Origin of the sequence: Dermacoccus sp. PAMC28757, from assembly GCF_014302635.1 — a bacterium.
GTDB classification, from domain to species: domain Bacteria; phylum Actinomycetota; class Actinomycetes; order Actinomycetales; family Dermatophilaceae; genus Dermacoccus; species Dermacoccus abyssi.
The window spans coordinates 1,489,571-1,504,398 of sequence record NZ_CP060292.1; the positions used below are offsets into that span (position 1 = coordinate 1,489,571).

The 14,828-nt window shown below is 68.4% G+C and carries 15 protein-coding genes; 11 read left to right on the plus strand and 4 right to left on the minus strand.

The window, feature by feature from the left end; all coding sequences use genetic code 11:
- Positions 1-25: 25 nt before the first annotated feature.
- From H7F30_RS07175 to H7F30_RS07185, 3 genes are all read left to right on the plus strand, one after another.
- Positions 26-1,144 (plus strand): glycosyltransferase family 4 protein, encoded by a 1,119-nt coding sequence (locus tag H7F30_RS07175; RefSeq protein ID WP_187037652.1) that lies wholly within the window; start codon positions 26-28, stop codon positions 1,142-1,144.
- A gap of 146 nt (positions 1,145-1,290) precedes the next feature.
- Positions 1,291-1,848 (plus strand): NUDIX hydrolase, encoded by a 558-nt coding sequence (locus tag H7F30_RS07180; protein ID WP_222617867.1) that lies wholly within the window; start codon positions 1,291-1,293, stop codon positions 1,846-1,848.
- Positions 1,845-2,417: a hypothetical protein gene (locus tag H7F30_RS07185; protein ID WP_187037656.1), complete on the plus strand. Its 573-nt coding sequence runs from the start codon at positions 1,845-1,847 to the stop codon at positions 2,415-2,417. Before H7F30_RS07180 ends, H7F30_RS07185 begins: the two co-directional genes overlap by 4 nt.
- On the opposite strand, the gene H7F30_RS07190 is transcribed toward H7F30_RS07185, so the two are convergent.
- Both H7F30_RS07190 and H7F30_RS07195 read right to left on the minus strand, forming a co-directional pair.
- Positions 2,399-2,704: a hypothetical protein gene (locus H7F30_RS07190; protein WP_129664746.1), complete on the minus strand. Its 306-nt coding sequence runs from the start codon at positions 2,702-2,704 to the stop codon at positions 2,399-2,401. The genes H7F30_RS07185 and H7F30_RS07190 overlap by 19 nt on opposite strands.
- Before the next feature lie 67 nt (positions 2,705-2,771).
- Positions 2,772-4,181 (minus strand): PspC domain-containing protein, encoded by a 1,410-nt coding sequence (locus tag H7F30_RS07195; protein WP_187037658.1) that lies wholly within the window; start codon positions 4,179-4,181, stop codon positions 2,772-2,774.
- A gap of 125 nt (positions 4,182-4,306) precedes the next feature.
- Between H7F30_RS07195 and H7F30_RS07200 the strand changes: the two genes are divergently transcribed.
- Both H7F30_RS07200 and H7F30_RS07205 read left to right on the plus strand, forming a co-directional pair.
- Complete coding sequence (locus H7F30_RS07200) at positions 4,307-5,530, plus strand: ATP-binding protein (RefSeq protein ID WP_187037660.1); 1,224 nt, start codon at positions 4,307-4,309, stop codon at positions 5,528-5,530.
- The gene (locus H7F30_RS07205) at positions 5,527-6,222 is read left to right on the plus strand and encodes a response regulator transcription factor (RefSeq protein ID WP_187037661.1); all 696 of its coding nucleotides are present in this window, start codon (positions 5,527-5,529) and stop codon (positions 6,220-6,222) included. Before H7F30_RS07200 ends, H7F30_RS07205 begins: the two co-directional genes overlap by 4 nt.
- Before the next feature lie 183 nt (positions 6,223-6,405).
- Here the strand turns inward: H7F30_RS07205 and H7F30_RS07210 are convergent, their stop codons facing one another.
- Together H7F30_RS07210 and H7F30_RS07215 are read right to left on the minus strand one after the other, a co-directional pair.
- The gene (locus H7F30_RS07210) at positions 6,406-6,753 is read right to left on the minus strand and encodes a hypothetical protein (RefSeq protein ID WP_047311801.1); all 348 of its coding nucleotides are present in this window, start codon (positions 6,751-6,753) and stop codon (positions 6,406-6,408) included.
- Between the two features lie 73 nt (positions 6,754-6,826).
- Positions 6,827-7,495: a DedA family protein gene (locus H7F30_RS07215; protein WP_129664736.1), complete on the minus strand. Its 669-nt coding sequence runs from the start codon at positions 7,493-7,495 to the stop codon at positions 6,827-6,829.
- Between the two features lie 147 nt (positions 7,496-7,642).
- Here H7F30_RS07215 and pcrA point away from each other — a divergent pair, with 147 nt between their 5' ends.
- The 6 genes from pcrA (at position 7,643) to H7F30_RS07245 (ending at position 14,710) form a co-directional block, all read left to right on the plus strand.
- Positions 7,643-10,285 (plus strand): DNA helicase PcrA, encoded by a 2,643-nt coding sequence (gene pcrA, locus H7F30_RS07220; RefSeq protein ID WP_222617868.1) that lies wholly within the window; start codon positions 7,643-7,645, stop codon positions 10,283-10,285.
- A gap of 134 nt (positions 10,286-10,419) precedes the next feature.
- Positions 10,420-10,851: a cobalamin B12-binding domain-containing protein gene (locus H7F30_RS07225; RefSeq protein ID WP_187037663.1), complete on the plus strand. Its 432-nt coding sequence runs from the start codon at positions 10,420-10,422 to the stop codon at positions 10,849-10,851.
- A 101-nt stretch (positions 10,852-10,952) separates the two neighbouring features.
- Positions 10,953-12,137: an ADP-forming succinate--CoA ligase subunit beta gene (gene sucC / locus H7F30_RS07230; protein ID WP_187037664.1), complete on the plus strand. Its 1,185-nt coding sequence runs from the start codon at positions 10,953-10,955 to the stop codon at positions 12,135-12,137.
- Between the two features lie 16 nt (positions 12,138-12,153).
- Positions 12,154-13,053, plus strand: coding sequence for a succinate--CoA ligase subunit alpha (sucD, locus tag H7F30_RS07235; protein WP_047311806.1), 900 nt, complete (start codon positions 12,154-12,156; stop codon positions 13,051-13,053).
- 217 nt (positions 13,054-13,270) lie between these two features.
- Positions 13,271-13,960, plus strand: coding sequence for a DUF4352 domain-containing protein (locus tag H7F30_RS07240; RefSeq protein WP_187037666.1), 690 nt, complete (start codon positions 13,271-13,273; stop codon positions 13,958-13,960).
- Positions 13,961-14,038: 78 nt separating this feature from the next.
- Positions 14,039-14,710 carry a DUF4352 domain-containing protein gene (locus tag H7F30_RS07245; RefSeq protein ID WP_187037668.1) on the plus strand — a complete coding sequence of 224 codons (672 nt, stop codon included), beginning with the start codon at positions 14,039-14,041 and terminating at the stop codon, positions 14,708-14,710.
- The last annotated feature ends 118 nt before the right edge of the window (positions 14,711-14,828 follow it).

The following is a 14,828-nucleotide window of genomic DNA, read 5'->3' on the forward strand; positions in this document are numbered from 1 at the left end:
CCTCGCGCATGACAGACTTCCATCCGTGAAGATCGCGCTGGTGTCGGACTGTTACCTGCCTCGCTTGGGCGGTATCGAGGTGCAGGTGCACGATCTCGCGCAGCGCCTCGTCGCCCAGGGCCACGAGGTCGTCGCCTACACGGTGACGCCGGCGCACGCGGAGCAGTACAGCGGCCTGGAGATCATCGACGGCATCCACGTCCACCGTTTCGCGCTCGGTCTGCCGTACGACGTCGCGCTCAACCCGATGGCCATCTCGCAGTTGCGCGTCGCCATCACGAACGGCGGATTCGACGTCGTCCACGCCCACATCGGCGTCATCAGCCCCTTCTCGATGGACGCGGTCCGGATGACGCTCGGCATGGGCATCCCGACCGCGGTCACGTGGCACTCGGTCATGAGCTGGGCGGGACCGTTGCTGCGTCCGCTGGGCTTCGTCAAGCGGTGGGCCGCCGACGGCGCGGCGCTCTCGGCGGTGTCGCGGGTGGCCGCGCGGCCGGTGGCGTCGATGGCCGGGGCCGGACACGAGGTCGTCGTCCTGCCGAACGGCATCGACACGGACGTCTGGACCCCCGGCGGCCCCCGGGTCGGTGACGAGGTGCGTGTCATCTCGGCGATGCGTCTGGCGCGGCGCAAGCGGCCTCTCGAGTTCTTCAAGGTGATGAAGGCCGTGCACCGCGAAGCGCCGAACGTGCGTCTCGAGATCGCCGGCGAGGGGGAGTTGCGCGCGAAGCTCGTACGCGCTGTCGACCTCGCCGACGCGCACGAGTGGGTGTCGCTGCCGGGGCGCATGACGCGTGCGCAACTGCACGAGCGCTACCTCGATTCCGACCTCTACGTTGCGCCTGCGCGCCTCGAGGCGTTCGGCATCGCGGCTCTCGAAGCGCGCTCGTCGGGTCTGCCGGTGCTCGCGCCCACGAGCAGCGGCGTGTGCGAGTTCGTCGAGAACGAGGTGAACGGCCTGCTCGTCGACGGTGACGAGGGGCTGGTCGCGGGCCTCACCCGGCTCGCACTCGACCGGGACCTGCGCGAGTCGATGGCCCACACGAACCGCACCGTGCGCCCGAAGCAGGCGTGGCCTGAGGTCGTACGCCTCGCCGAGGACGAGTACGCGCGGGCCGCCGACCTGCAGAGGCAACGATGAACGTCGGGGCGGGCATCACCGTCGTCGGACTCACCGCGGATGACGCGGGTGGCACTCGGGAGGTGTTCCGGGAAAGGCTGCGCCAGGGCGTCGCGCCCCGGCGCCAGTTGCGCGAGGCTGGATTCCGGGCCTCCAGGCTGCCCCACGTGACGAGCGACGCCGACGACGCCGTCCTCGCGTACGAGGTGACGCCGCTGCCGGCCTCTTCCCGCACACCCTGTGTGCATGCCACGGAGAAGGCGGACCTCGTGCGGCAGCGCCTCGCTGCCTACGCCGTCGTCACGAGCGAACGTGGCGTGCTGCTCACCCGCCTGTCCCAGACCACCGGACGACCGGGGTTGTGGATCCTGCCGGGCGGCGGTGTCGACGCGGGGGAGCACCCGGCGGATGCCGTCGTCCGAGAGGTCTGGGAGGAAGCCGGGCAGGACGTGGAGCTCGGTGAGCTCGTCGACGTCTCGTCCTCGCACCGGGTGGGCATCGGGCGCGGTGACGCCGTGGAGGACTTCCACGCGGTGCGCCTGCTGTTCACCGCCTCCTGTCCACAGCCGTCCGAACCCGTTGTCCACGACATCGGTGGTTCGACCGAGAGCGCGGCTTGGTTCTCGATCGCCGACGCCGTCGATCCCGAAGCGCCCGGTTACCCCGAGGGCGGCATGGCGTCGTGGGCCCTCGACGCGGTGCGGGCCTTCGCGGACGGGCCGTGAGCGCAGAGGACGGCGGCCTGAGGGCTCGCACCGTCTACGGGTGGTTCGCCTTCGGGCTCCTGGCGATCTGCCTGCTCTGGGTTCCGGCGATGCACGCCCTCGTCGTGCGTGAGCAAGCCAAGACACGCGCGCTCGCCGAGTCGGGCCGTGTCGTCACGGTGGAGAACGTCGAGGACGTGCGCGTCAGCGTCCAGAGCTCCAGGTCGCAGCGCTACGTCTCCAATGTGGGGGTGCGCATCGACGGCACATGGGTGTGGCTGTCGGGGTTTGACGAAGACCAGCCTGATTCCACCCGTCATTGGTACACGCGGGGTGGCCTGCAACCTCCGATGCCGGGTACCCGCGCCTATCCGCCGCTCGAAGTGCGTTACGTCCCTGGGGCGCCGAACGCTGCCACGGTGGCGGACCATGAGCAGCGGGTGGCGAACCTCGTGGACACGCGATGGTTCTGGCTGGCGGACGCTGTGGCCGCAGCCGTGGCGGTGCTCATGGTGCTGTTCGTCCGGCATCGTGTGCGTCGATGGAACCAGCGTCGTATCCAGGACACGAATCAGCGTCGGCGCCCGTAGACGAGCCCCAGCGCACCGGCCACGACGGCCGTGGCGCCGATGCCGAGCAGGATGCCGGGCACCGTGTAGCGCGAGTCCAGGCTGATGACGTCGCCGTACGCGAGCGCGCAGAGCACGGCTGTGACGAGTCCGATCGTGGCGAGGACGGCCCCGACGATGTTGGCTTCACGACGTTCGTCGTCGCGTCGCTCCTGTGCGCTCGCCGGTGCGGGTGTGGCCCCCTGCTCGTAGGACCAGGCCTGCGTGGGGGCGCTCGCGCCGTAGCTGAAGTCGTCGTAACTCGTCATCGCTCGTTCGCCTGCTCTCGTGAGGTGGGGTTGGTCATTAGTGCCGCGTCGGGGGTCGGTTCGCCGTTCACGAGCTCGACCCGGGGGTCTTCGACGGTGCCTGGCTGCGCACATGGACGAACACGTCGCCGATTCCGACGTCGGTCTTCAGACGGATCGTCTTGTTGCCCGAGCCGAGAGTCGTACGGGTCGGCTCCGTGCCGCTCGAACCGCCTGCCCCGTAGAACACCTGGCCGGCGCCGTCGGTATCGCCGATGTACCCGAGGTGCGTCACAGAGGTGAGTTCGACCTTGACGCCGCGCGGCACCTCGACGCGCAGGCGCCCGGCGGTGAGGCGGGCGTTGACGTCGACGACCTCGGGCATTGTCGCGACGTCGACGCGGGTGAGATCGATCGTGCTCGTGCCCATTCCGGCGTCGTACGACTGCGTGGCGGCCAACGTCGTCGGCTGGGCGGACAGGGAACTCGTGCGGCTCGAGTAGCCGGCCGAGTGCAACGACGCGAAGGTGATGCTGACGGCGATGAGCGGCACGACGAGCAGGCTCAACACACCGACGCGGTAGCCGCGCAGCGCGAAGAAGAGGGCTCCGAGGCTCACGACGGCAAGGCTCCCGGACACCAACCACGGCAATGCCGTTTCGCCGCCGGTCGTCACGCCGCCGACGAGGCCGAGTGCCGGCGGGACGATGGCAAGGCCGGCGAGCAGGAGTAAAGCGGCGAACGGCAACCGGGTGCGGCGCCGGCGGGCGCGGCGTTCGGCGTTGCGCGCGCGGCGGGCCTCCTGGGCGGCGAGGTTGTTCTGCTGGTGGTGAGCCCGAGCTGCCCGGAACTGCTCCCGGGCGCTTCGGCGCTCGTCGATGAACGGCACCGAGCTCGAGGTGGCGTTGCCGTCGAATCCGTAGCCCGTCACGGGTGGTTCTCCCACGGTTTCGCTCCCGCCGGGTGCGGGCGTCGGTGCGTAGGTCGCGGCATGGGGGAGAGGTTCGTTCTTGCGGCCGCGACGAATGACGACGAACGCCAACGCCCCGAGTGCAACGAGGGAGATCACGGGGCCGGTGTTGCCGAGGAACTCGAAACCGAAGCCCCACGGCATCGTGACGATGAGCGCCAGCGCGGTGAGCACGAGGACGACCATCGGCATACCGCTGTCGCCGCGGCGGGCCTCGTCGAGCACGACGCGGTCGGCGAGGTCGGGCACGAGACTCCACGCCAAGAGGTAGACCACCAGGCCGACACCTGACAGCACGAGCAGGATGGCCACCGCGCGCACGAGCAACGGCGCGACGCCGAGTCGCAGCCCGACGCCGGCGCAGACACCGCCGAGCCACCCGCCGCCGGTGTCACGGCGCAGGTCGATGTCGCGCAGCTTCTCGACGAAACGGTCGAAGCTGTCGCCTGTCGAGGCGCTCGTCGCGCTGCTCGCACTGCTTCCGGTGCGCTCGTCTTCCCGCGGGTTCGGGGTGGCCGTCTCGTTCATGCCCCCAGCCTGGCGCGTGCTCGCGGTCCACCGGCAGGGGGAGCAACCCTGACGCGACCCTGAACTTCCCCGAGGCGACCCCGGGAAAGGGGCGCTCGCGCTCGCGCGTGCGACACCATGGAGTCATGACGACGCAGCAGAGCACCTCGGCCCCCTCGGGGGCCGAACGCGTGCTGCCCGCGCACTGGCCGGACGTCAACGAACGGCCTCCGCTCGAGCGCCTGCCTCGAGCAGGCTGGCTCGGCGGGGTCTGCGCCGGTATCGCACGCCACCTCGGCGTCTCGGCGTGGGCCGTGCGGGGCGTCGTCATCGTCACGTCGCTCGTGTGGGTGGGGCTGCCGGTCTACCTCTTCCTGTGGTTCTCGATGCCGCGCGCCGAACAGGCCGGTCGGACGCCGCGTCCGCGCCTGCTGCTCGCGTCCGGATTCCTCATCGTCACGCTCGTCGGCGCACTGTTGGCCGACACCTCGGGCGTCAGCGTTCAGCTCGGCATTCCGTTGCTCGTGTCGTCGGCGGGCCTCGTCATTGCGTGGTCACGCCTGGCCGACCGCGACCGACGAGCCTGGGTGAGCAGTGACTTCGGTCGACGAGAGTCATTGCTGCGCCTGAGTTTCGGTGCGTTCCTCGTGCTCGTCGGTCTCGTCACGGCGGCCGCGACGGGTCGTGGCTTCGCCGGTCTGCGTGACGTGGGTATCGCCCTCGTCGTCCTGCTCGGCGGGCTGGCGGCCGTGCTCGCGCCGTTCGGGCTGCGCCTGTGGGACGACATGCGTCGCGACCAGGCGGAGAAGGCCATGGCCGACGCCCGAGCCGACGTCGCCTCGCACCTGCACGACTCCGTCCTGCAGACGCTCGCGCTCATCCAGCGCCGCACGAACGTACCGGAGATCGCCCAGCTCGCCCGCACGCAGGAGCGCGACTTGCGCTCGTGGCTCTTCGCCGACGACGAGAACGCCCCCGAGGTGGCCGACGCGCCGGAACTGCTGCGCGGCGTCGTCCACGCGGTCGAGGACGGCTTCGCCGTGCCGGTCGACGTCATCGTCACCGGGCAAGCACCCGTGACCCCGCGGATCGAAGCACTCGTGAGCGCGGTACGGGAGGCGACGACGAACGCGGCCAAGCACGGTGCGCCGCCCGTCTCCGTCTACGCCGAGTTCAACGCCGACGTGGCCGAGGTGTTCGTCCGCGACCACGGCGAGGGCTTCGATCCCGACGCCGTCGCGGAGGACCGCGCCGGGGTGCGGGAGTCGATCGTCGGGCGCATGGAACGTCACGGCGGCAGCGCCCGCATCCGTCGTCTCGACGACGGTCTCGAAGTCTCACTCACGATGCCCCTGGAGGAAAGGTCATGACTGCACCGTTGCGCGTCGTCCTCGTCGACGACCACCGGATGTTTCGCGCCGGCGTGCGCGCCGAACTGCTCGAGGCCGCGTCGGCGGGCACGCCCGTGGAGTTCGTCGGTGAAGCGGGCAGCGTCGAGGAGGCGGTCGAGGTCATCACCCGCGAGCGCCCCGACGTCGTCCTGCTCGACGTGCACCTGCCCGGCGGTGACGGACGTGGCGGAGCCGACGTGGCCCGCGCCTGTGCGGGCGTCGACTCGAACGCGGGGGAGCCGGTACGGATGCTCGCGCTCTCGGTCTCGGACGCGGCGGAGGACGTCGTCGCCGTCATCCGCGCGGGCGCTCGCGGTTACGTGACGAAGACGATCTCACCCGACGACCTGCTGCGCGCCCTCGAGCGCGTCGCCGCGGGTGACGCCGTCTTCTCGCCGCGGCTGGCCGGATTCGTCCTCGACGCGTTCGGCGCCGCAGCAGGGGAGGTGGCCGAGGTCGACGAGGAGCTCGACAAGCTCTCGGCCCGTGAGCGCGAAGTGATGCGCCTCATCGCGCGGGGGTATCAGTACAAGGAGGTCGCGAAGGAGCTGTTCATCTCCGTCAAGACCGTCAAGACCGTCGAGACCCATGTGAGCAACGTCCTGCGCAAGCTCCAGTTGTCAAACCGGCACGAGCTCACGTCGTGGGCGATGGCGCGGCGCCTTCTCTGACGTCCCGGCCTTGAGAGCCGCATGCGCCGTGACGGCAGGTCGGCACCTCAACCGGGCGAGTTCAGGATCCAAAGTGGCGTGACGACGAGTGCGCACTTCACGAGCAGCCCATCGCGGCCAGGCTCGGACGACGAAAGGTGCTCCCCGGCGAACCGGGGAGCACCTATCGCGTGAGCGAGTCGATCAGTGCCAGAAGACGGCCACGGCGACGTTGACGACGGCCAGCACCGCGGCACCGGTGACGAGCGGAGCAGCCACTTCGTTCTTCTTCTCCTTCGACTGGGCCACCTCGAGCAGGCCCACGACGACGAAGGCGATGAGGAGCTTGACCGCCACCCAGACGTGGTTGAGCTCCCAGCTCTGCGATGAAGCCACACCCACCATCGCGAGGCCGATGAGCAGCTGCGCGCGGGCGCCCCACACCATCGCGGGCACGGCACGCGGTGCCTTGGCGACGGCGGCGTACCCACCGATGATCGCGGCCATGCCGAGCAGGTGGGCGAACAGGAGCACGTTCTGCAGAGTCGTCATGACTCCAGGGTAGGTGCTCGCTGCAAATCGCTTGTGCGGCGGGGGTGTTCGCCGTGCGTTCGCTATCCGAGCGTCAGGCGACGGTCGTCGGGTTGATCTCTTCGCCGGCGGCCCGCTTGGCCTCGGCGTAGGCCGCGACGTTGGCGCTGATCCGCTTGCGCATCACGGTGGAGACGAAGACGCCGAACGCGAGGGCCACGATGAGGCCGACGAACGAGAAGTTGTGCATCCATTTCTCCGCGACCTTGCCGAGGAAGTGAACCCCGTAGGCCAGACCGCCGGCCCACGCGAAAGCGCCCGTGACGTTGGCTAGGAGAAAGCGCGGGTAGCTCATGCGCAGGGACCCCGCGAGCGGGCCCGCGAAGATGCGGAGCAGTGCCACGAAGCGGCCGAAGAACACGGCCCACACGCCGTGGCGGTGGAACGCGTGCTTGGCGTAGCCGATCGTCTCGTCGTTGACGTGGTGCGGGAAGCGTTCGCCGAGCCAGCCGAACAGGCGATCGCCGAAGTGGCGGCCCACGAAGTAGCCGATCGAGTCACCCACCGCAGCGCCGACGATGGCGGCGGCGGCCACGCCGTGAATGCTGATGCGCGGCTCCGGCCCCGACGCGAGAAGGGACGCAGTGACGAGCATGATCTCGCCGGGCAGGGGGATGCCGATGCTCTCCACGAGAATGATGAGGCCGGTCAGGGCATAGACGGCCTGAGCCGGTACCGCATCGAGGAGGGCATTGAAATCCACCCCTCCAGGGTAGGCGCCCTTTTCGGCAGTTTTGACCGTCATGACGCCGATGAGACGTGTCGTCGCCCACCTTGCGTGCAGCCCCCGCACGGCCTCTCGCGGGGAGGGCCGACGTTGTCGGTGCTCACTCCTAGACTGGGCACCATCATGAGTGGGCTTTTCGACGACCTTCCCCTGCCCGGTTTCGACGCCGGAAGCAACGGCGACGCGCGCCGGGCGAACCGCGCGGAACGCACGCCGAAGGGCGCGCAGACCTCTGCGGTCGACGATTCAGGAGTGCCGCTGTGGGCCCTCGAAGAGCCCTCGGCCGACGGCGACGTCCCGCCGGAGGAGTCCGACGCGCCGATGCTCGGGCGCGGTTCGCACTGGGGGCGCCCCGACACCTCAGCCGGGCCCGATTTCCGCTGGAACCCCGCGCGCCTGCTCGAGGGCATGAACCCGCAGCAGGCGCAGGCCGTCAAGCACTTCGGTTCGCCGCTGCTCATCGTGGCCGGTGCCGGTTCGGGCAAGACGCGGGTGCTCACCCACCGCATCGCCTACCTCATGGCCGAACGAGGAGCCCAGCCCGGGCAGATCCTCGCCATCACCTTCACGAACAAGGCCGCGGCCGAGATGCGTGAACGCGTCGAGCAGCTCGTCGGGCGCGCCGCGAACGCGATGTGGGTGAGCACGTTCCACTCGGCGTGCGTGCGCATCCTCCGCCGCGAGGCCAAGCACGTGGGCCTCAAGTCGACGTTCTCCATCTACGACGCCGCCGACAGCCAGCGCCTCATGGCGATGGTCACCCGAGATCTCGACCTCGACCCGAAGCGTTACCCGCCCAAGTCCTTCAGCTTCCAGGTGAGCAACCTCAAGAACGAGCTCATCGACGCCGAGGAGGCCGCGCGTCGCGCCGAGACCGATCAGGAACGCAAGGTCGCCGACGCCTACCGGCTTTACCAGCAGCGCCTCACGGCCGCGAACGCGCTCGACTTCGACGACATCATCATGACGACGGTGACGATCCTGCAGGCGTTCCCGCAGGTGGCCGAGTACTACCGGCGCCGCTTTCGCCACATCCTCGTCGACGAGTACCAGGACACGAACCACGCGCAGTACGTGCTCGTGCGTGAACTCGCCGGTGGTGAGAAGGCGTCGGGCGGCATCGAATCCGTCGATGCCGAGGGCGACTCACGCGCGGCTGAGGGCGTGCCGATGGCCGACCTGTGCGTCGTCGGTGACGCCGACCAGTCGATCTATGCGTTCCGCGGCGCGACGATCCGCAACATCGTCGAGTTCGAGGAGGACTACCCGAACGCCACGACGATCCTGCTCGAGCAGAACTACCGCTCGACGCAGAACATCCTCGGTGCGGCGAACGCCGTCATCGAGCGCAACCCGGAGCGGCGCAAGAAGAACCTGTGGTCCGATCAGGGCGCGGGGGAGAAGGTTGTCGGCTACGTCGCCGACAGCGAGCACGACGAGGCGGCCTTCGTCGCGCGCACCATCGACTCGTTGGGGGACAGCCGCGGCGTTAAGCCCAAGGACGTGGCCGTCTTCTACCGCACGAACGCTCAGTCGCGCGCGCTCGAAGAGGTGTTCGTGCGCGTGGGCCTGCCGTACAAGGTCGTCGGCGGCACGCGCTTCTACGAGCGCAAGGAGATCAAGGACGCGCTCGCCTACCTGCGCGTCATCTCCAACCCGGCCGACACGGTCAACCTGCGTCGCATCGTCAACACCCCCAAGCGCGGCATCGGCGATCGGGCGCAGGCGAGCATCGGGGCGTTGGCCGAAAGGGAGCGCATCACCTACATCCAGGCGCTCGCCCGCCCGGACGACGCACCGGGCATCGCCACGCGAAGCGTGAGCGCGATCCGCGGGTTCACCGAGTTGCTCGAGGGCCTGCGGGTCGTGCGCGAGAGCGGCAGCGGGGTCGGCCCGCTCATCGAGGCGATCCTCGAGCGCACCGGCTACCTCAAGGAGCTGCGCGAGAGCCGTGACCCGCAGGACGAGACGCGCATCGAGAACCTCGCCGAGCTCGTGGCCGTCGCGAACGAGTTCGACGACAACTACCCGGGGGCCACGCTCGAGGACTTCCTCGAGCAGGTCTCGCTCGTCGCCGACACCGACGAGATTCCCGAGGACGGTGAGGATCAGGGCGTCGTCACGCTCATGACGTTGCACACCGCCAAGGGCCTCGAGTTCCCCGTCGTCTTCCTCACCGGCATGGAGGACGGCACGTTCCCGCACATGCGCGCGCTGGGCGACACCAAGGAGCTCGAGGAGGAGCGGCGCCTCGCCTACGTCGGTCTGACGCGCGCTCGGCAGCGGCTCTACCTTTCGCGTGCTGCGGTGCGTTCGGCCTGGGGTGCGCCGCAGTACAACCCCCCGTCGCGCTTCCTCGGCGAGATCCCCGACGACCTGCTGCACTGGGAGCGCGAGGGCACGACGTTCGCCACGGGTCCGCGCGGCTACGGTTCCGGCTACGGCGGGGGCTCGCGCTCGGGCGGGTTCTCGCGGCGTGACGACGATGACGGCCCCGTCATCGGCCGCGGCGCCGCTCCCGTCGCGCGCCTGTCGAGTGGCGGACGCGCAGGCTCCTTCTCGGCGAACAAGAACTCGGCCGTGGGCCGTGGCAACCGCGCCATCCCGAACCTCGATGCCGGCGACAAGGTGACGCACGACAGCTTCGGCCTCGGCACGGTCATCCGCGTCGAGGGTCAGGGTGATCGCGCGATGGCCCACATCGACTTCGGCGACGGCCCACCCAAGCGCCTCCTGCTGCGCTACGCGCCGGTGACGAAGCTCTGAGCCGGCCGGAGCCCCCGTGCGGGCCCGAACAGATGGCGAGCGCAACACGATCGAAATCTCGGTTAACGACGCTTAACTGAATTTTGCCGTGTGGTGCGCGTTACAGTTCGGGTAACGAGCGAAGGGAGCCCACCATGTCCGAGAACACGCAAGGTGCCACCGAGCGGTTGCGCATCGTCGTCGCCAAGCCGGGCCTCGACGGCCACGACCGTGGCGCCAAGGTCATTGCCCGTGCCCTGCGTGACGCGGGCATGGAGGTCGTCTACACGGGCCTGCACCAGACGCCCGAGCAGATCGTCACCGCCGCCGTGCAGGAGGACGCCGACGCCATCGGCATGTCCGTTCTCTCCGGCGCTCACATGACGCAGTTCCGCAAGGTCACCGAGTTGCTCAAGGAGCAGGGCGTCGACGACATCGTCGTCTTCGGTGGCGGCATCATCCCGGAGGAGGACATCCCGCCGCTCAAGGAGATGGGTGTCGCGCAGATCTTCACTCCGGGTGCCCCGACGACCACGGTCGTCGACTGGGTGCGGGCCAACGTCGGTCAGCCCGCAGCCACAGCCTGACCTCCGTCGCGACGCTGGGAAGCCCCCGGTTACTACCCGCGTCGAAAGCGCGTTAAAGTCACAGACGGAACACTCCAGTTCAACGATGAGGATGGATTCGCGTGGATCTCTTCGAGTACCAGGCGCGCGACATGTTCGAGGCGCACGGCGTTCCGGTGCTGGCAGGCCAGACGGCCACCACCCCGGAAGAAGCCAAGGCTGCCGCCGAGCAGATCGGTGCGAAGTCGGGCGGCGTCACCGTCGTCAAGGCCCAGGTCAAGACCGGTGGCCGAGGCAAGGCCGGCGGCGTCAAGGTCGCCAAGAGCGCTGACGAGGCCGAGCAGCACGCCAGTGCGATTCTCGGCATGGACATCAAGGGCCACACGGTCGGCACCGTGATGATCGCCCAGGGCGCCAAGATCGCCGAAGAGTACTACTTCTCGATCCTGCTCGACCGAGCCAACCGCAGCTACCTCGCCATGTGCTCCAAGGAGGGCGGCATGGAGATCGAGCAGCTCGCCGTGGAGCGTCCCGAGGCTCTGGCACGCATCGAGGTCGACCCCAACGTCGGCATCGACGAGGCCAAGGCCAAGGAGATCGTCGAGGCCGCGAAGTTCGACGCCGAGACCGGCGCCAAGATCGTCCCCGTGCTGCAGAAGCTGTGGGAGGTCTACCGCGACGAGGACGCAACCCTCGTCGAGGTCAACCCGCTCGTGAAGACCGAGGACGGCGACATCGTCGCCCTCGACGGCAAGGTGTCGCTCGACGCGAACGCCGACTTCCGTCAGCCCGGTCACGAGGAGCTCGAGGACAAGGCCGCGGCCGACCCGCTGGAGGCCAAGGCCAAGGCACTCGACCTCAACTACGTCAAGCTCGACGGCAACGTCGGCATCATCGGTAACGGCGCGGGCCTCGTCATGAGCACGCTCGACGTCGTCGCCTACGCCGGTGAGGACTTCACCAGTGGCAAGGCGAAGCCGGCCAACTTCCTCGACATCGGTGGCGGTGCCTCGGCCGAGGTCATGGCCAACGGTCTCGACGTCATCCTCGGTGACGACCAGGTCAAGAGCGTCTTCGTCAACGTCTTCGGCGGCATCACCGCGTGTGACGCTGTCGCCGACGGCATCGTGGGCGCCCTCAAGAAGCTCGGAGACTCGGCCACGAAGCCGCTCGTCGTGCGTCTCGACGGCAACAACGTCGAAGAGGGCCGCAAGATCCTCGCCGACTTCAACCACCCGCTCGTGACGGTCGTGGACACCATGGACGGCGCAGCCCGCAAGGCTGCCGAGCTGGCCGCGGCCAACTGAAAGGGATCAGACTTCCATGTCGATTTTTCTCAACGCTGACTCCAAGGTCATCGTCCAGGGCATGACCGGCTCGGAGGGCATGAAGCACACCACGCGCATGCTCGCCTCCGGCACCAACATCGTCGGCGGTGTCAACCCGAAGAAGGCCGGCCAAACGGTCGACTTCGACGTGAACGGTGAGTCGAAGTCCGTTCCGGTGTTCGGCTCCGTCAAGGACGCCATGGCCGAGACCGGCGCCAACGTCTCCGTGATCTTCGTTCCGCCGGCGTTCGCCAAGAGCGCCGCGGTCGAGGCCATCGAGGCCGAGATGCCGCTCGCCGTCGTCATCACCGAGGGCATCCCGGTGAAGGACTCGGCCGAGTTCTACAACCTGAGCAAGGGCACGAAGACGCGCCTGCTCGGCCCGAACTGCCCCGGCATCATCAGCCCCGGACAGTCGAACGCCGGCATCATCCCGGCGAACATCGCCGGCCCGGGCCGCATCGGCCTCGTCTCGAAGTCGGGCACGCTGACGTACCAGATGATGTACGAACTGCGTGACTTCGGCTTCTCGACGGCCATCGGCATCGGCGGCGACCCGGTCATCGGCACCACGCACATCGACGCGCTGGAGGCCTTCCAGAACGACCCCGACACCGACGCCATCGTCATGATCGGTGAGATCGGTGGCGACGCCGAGGAGCGTGCCGCGGCCTACATCAAGGAGAACGTGACGAAGCCGGTCGTCGGTTACGTCGCGGGCTTCACGGCCCCCGAGGGCAAGACGATGGGCCACGCCGGTGCCATCGTCTCCGGCTCGTCGGGTACCGCGTCCGCCAAGAAGGAGGCCCTCGAGGCCGCCGGCGTCAAGGTCGGCAAGACGCCGTCCGAGACGGCTGCTCTCATGACGGAGATCATGAACAACCTCTCCAAGTGACGCACTGAATCACCGACGCCCGGCCGTCGTCCCGCAGGGGACGGCGGCCGGGCGTTGTCGTGTCCGAGCGCGAAAAACGTCCACATTCCGGCTGCTCGGACACGAATTGAGAACATTGATCACCGGCGGAACCGAACGAGCCTTCTTCGCGTCTCAGGTGCAGTTAGTTTTGTCCTGGGATCCCGAGCGATGGCGCCCGGGCGGGGGAGGAGAAGTCATGAAGGTCTCACGTTCCGCAATGCTCGCGGCCGCTGCCGCGGTGGTGCTGTCCGCTTCGGCTTGCACCAGCGTCGAAGGCGGGTCGGGCGCATCGTCCAACTCGTCATCGTCCTCGAGCGAGGCAGCGCCGCAGTCGAGTGAATCCTCGAGCGAGCAGGCACAGGCGAGCTCGTCCGCTCCCGAATCGAGTTCGCAGAGCGAGCCGAGTGAATCCAGCTCGTCGAGCGAGTCGAGCTCCGAAGACCCCGGTTCGGGCTCCGAGGGGCAGTCGGGCCTCGTGCGGGCGAAGGTCGGCGAGGAAGCCAAGACGGGCGACATGACGGTCAAGATCAGCAAGGTCGTCGACCCGGTTCCCGTCTCCTCCGACAGCTTCATGAAGCCCGACGCGGGCAAGCGCTGGGTGGCCGTCAACATGAGCGTGACGAACACGTCGTCGAAGCCGCTCAACTTCTCGACCTTGTTCTGCGTCGACGCGAAGACCGATCAGAACCAGACGGCTGACGACTCGCTCTTCTCCGACTACGGCACCAAGTTCAACTCGAGTGCTCTGCAGAAGGGCGACACCGCCGTCGGTGACATCACGTTCGAGGTGCCGACCGGTCAGAAGCTCAAGCAGGTCGACGTCAAGTGCTCGCTCAGTTCGCTGCAAGGCGACCAGCGCGCCATCCGCATCGATGTGAGCAAGTAAGCGCACACCATCCTCAATTTTTCGACAGCACCGTTCGGGCGCGAGTCCGAAATTCACTCAGAACAGGGAGAAGAGCACATGACCAAGTTGATGACGCGCAAGCTGAGCGTCGCCGCAATCGCAGGCACGATGGCTCTCGGCATGAGCGCCTGCACGCAGGTCGAAGGTTCCAGTGGTACCAGCTCGAGTTCCTCGTCCAGCTCCTCGAGCGAGGCGGCCCCGAGCGAGGACAGCCCGAGCAGCTCGGAATCGCCCGAGTCGTCGGAGTCCTCGTCCCCGAGTGAGGAGCCCAGCAGCTCGTCGTCGAGCCCGAGCTCCTCGGAGTCGAACGACGACTCCGGCGGCGACGACTCGTCGGGCCCCAAGGTCGGCAAGGTCGGCCAGGAGGTCAAGACCGACAAGATGTCGATCAAGGTCAGCAAGGTCACGGACGACGTGAAGTCCTCCAGCGACTACCAGAAGCCCGCGGCGGGCAAGCGCTGGGTGGCCATCAACATCTCGGCAACCAACCTCGACGACGACGAGCTGCGCTTCAGCAGCAGCTGCGTCAAGGTGCGCCTGAGCGACAACACGAGCCCGAGCGACAAGTACGTCGACTACGGTTCGCGTCTCGGCTACGGCTCGCTCTACAAGGGTGACACCACGACCGGTGACCTCGTGTACGAAGTCTCGCCCGGCCAGAAGATCAAGACGATCGACGTCGACTGCAGCTACGGCGACGACCGTCCGGTGCGTATCCAGGCCAACTGACGCCCGAGCGGTGTCTTGCCCCGAGCGGGCCGGTGAGAGCGTCTCACCGGCCCGCTCGCGTGTGTCCACGGCGTGGCAGCGTGAGGCTCCCAGGCGGGCCTGAGAGGATGACGGGCGA

What these genes read in the sequence shown, in the direction of transcription:
- H7F30_RS07190 (WP_129664746.1), bottom strand. Translation starts at nt 2,704, where the DNA reads ATGACGAGTTACGACGACTTCAGCTACGGCGCGAGCGCCCCCACGCAG.
- H7F30_RS07195 (WP_187037658.1), bottom strand. Translation starts at nt 4,181, where the DNA reads ATGAACGAGACGGCCACCCCGAACCCGCGGGAAGACGAGCGCACCGGA.
- H7F30_RS07200 (WP_187037660.1), top strand. Translation starts at nt 4,307, where the DNA reads ATGACGACGCAGCAGAGCACCTCGGCCCCCTCGGGGGCCGAACGCGTG.
- H7F30_RS07205 (WP_187037661.1), top strand. Translation starts at nt 5,527, where the DNA reads ATGACTGCACCGTTGCGCGTCGTCCTCGTCGACGACCACCGGATGTTT.
- H7F30_RS07210 (WP_047311801.1), bottom strand. Translation starts at nt 6,753, where the DNA reads ATGACGACTCTGCAGAACGTGCTCCTGTTCGCCCACCTGCTCGGCATG.
- pcrA (WP_222617868.1), top strand. Translation starts at nt 7,643, where the DNA reads ATGAGTGGGCTTTTCGACGACCTTCCCCTGCCCGGTTTCGACGCCGGA.
- H7F30_RS07225 (WP_187037663.1), top strand. Translation starts at nt 10,420, where the DNA reads ATGTCCGAGAACACGCAAGGTGCCACCGAGCGGTTGCGCATCGTCGTC.
- sucD (WP_047311806.1), top strand. Translation starts at nt 12,154, where the DNA reads ATGTCGATTTTTCTCAACGCTGACTCCAAGGTCATCGTCCAGGGCATG.
- H7F30_RS07240 (WP_187037666.1), top strand. Translation starts at nt 13,271, where the DNA reads ATGAAGGTCTCACGTTCCGCAATGCTCGCGGCCGCTGCCGCGGTGGTG.
- H7F30_RS07245 (WP_187037668.1), top strand. Translation starts at nt 14,039, where the DNA reads ATGACCAAGTTGATGACGCGCAAGCTGAGCGTCGCCGCAATCGCAGGC.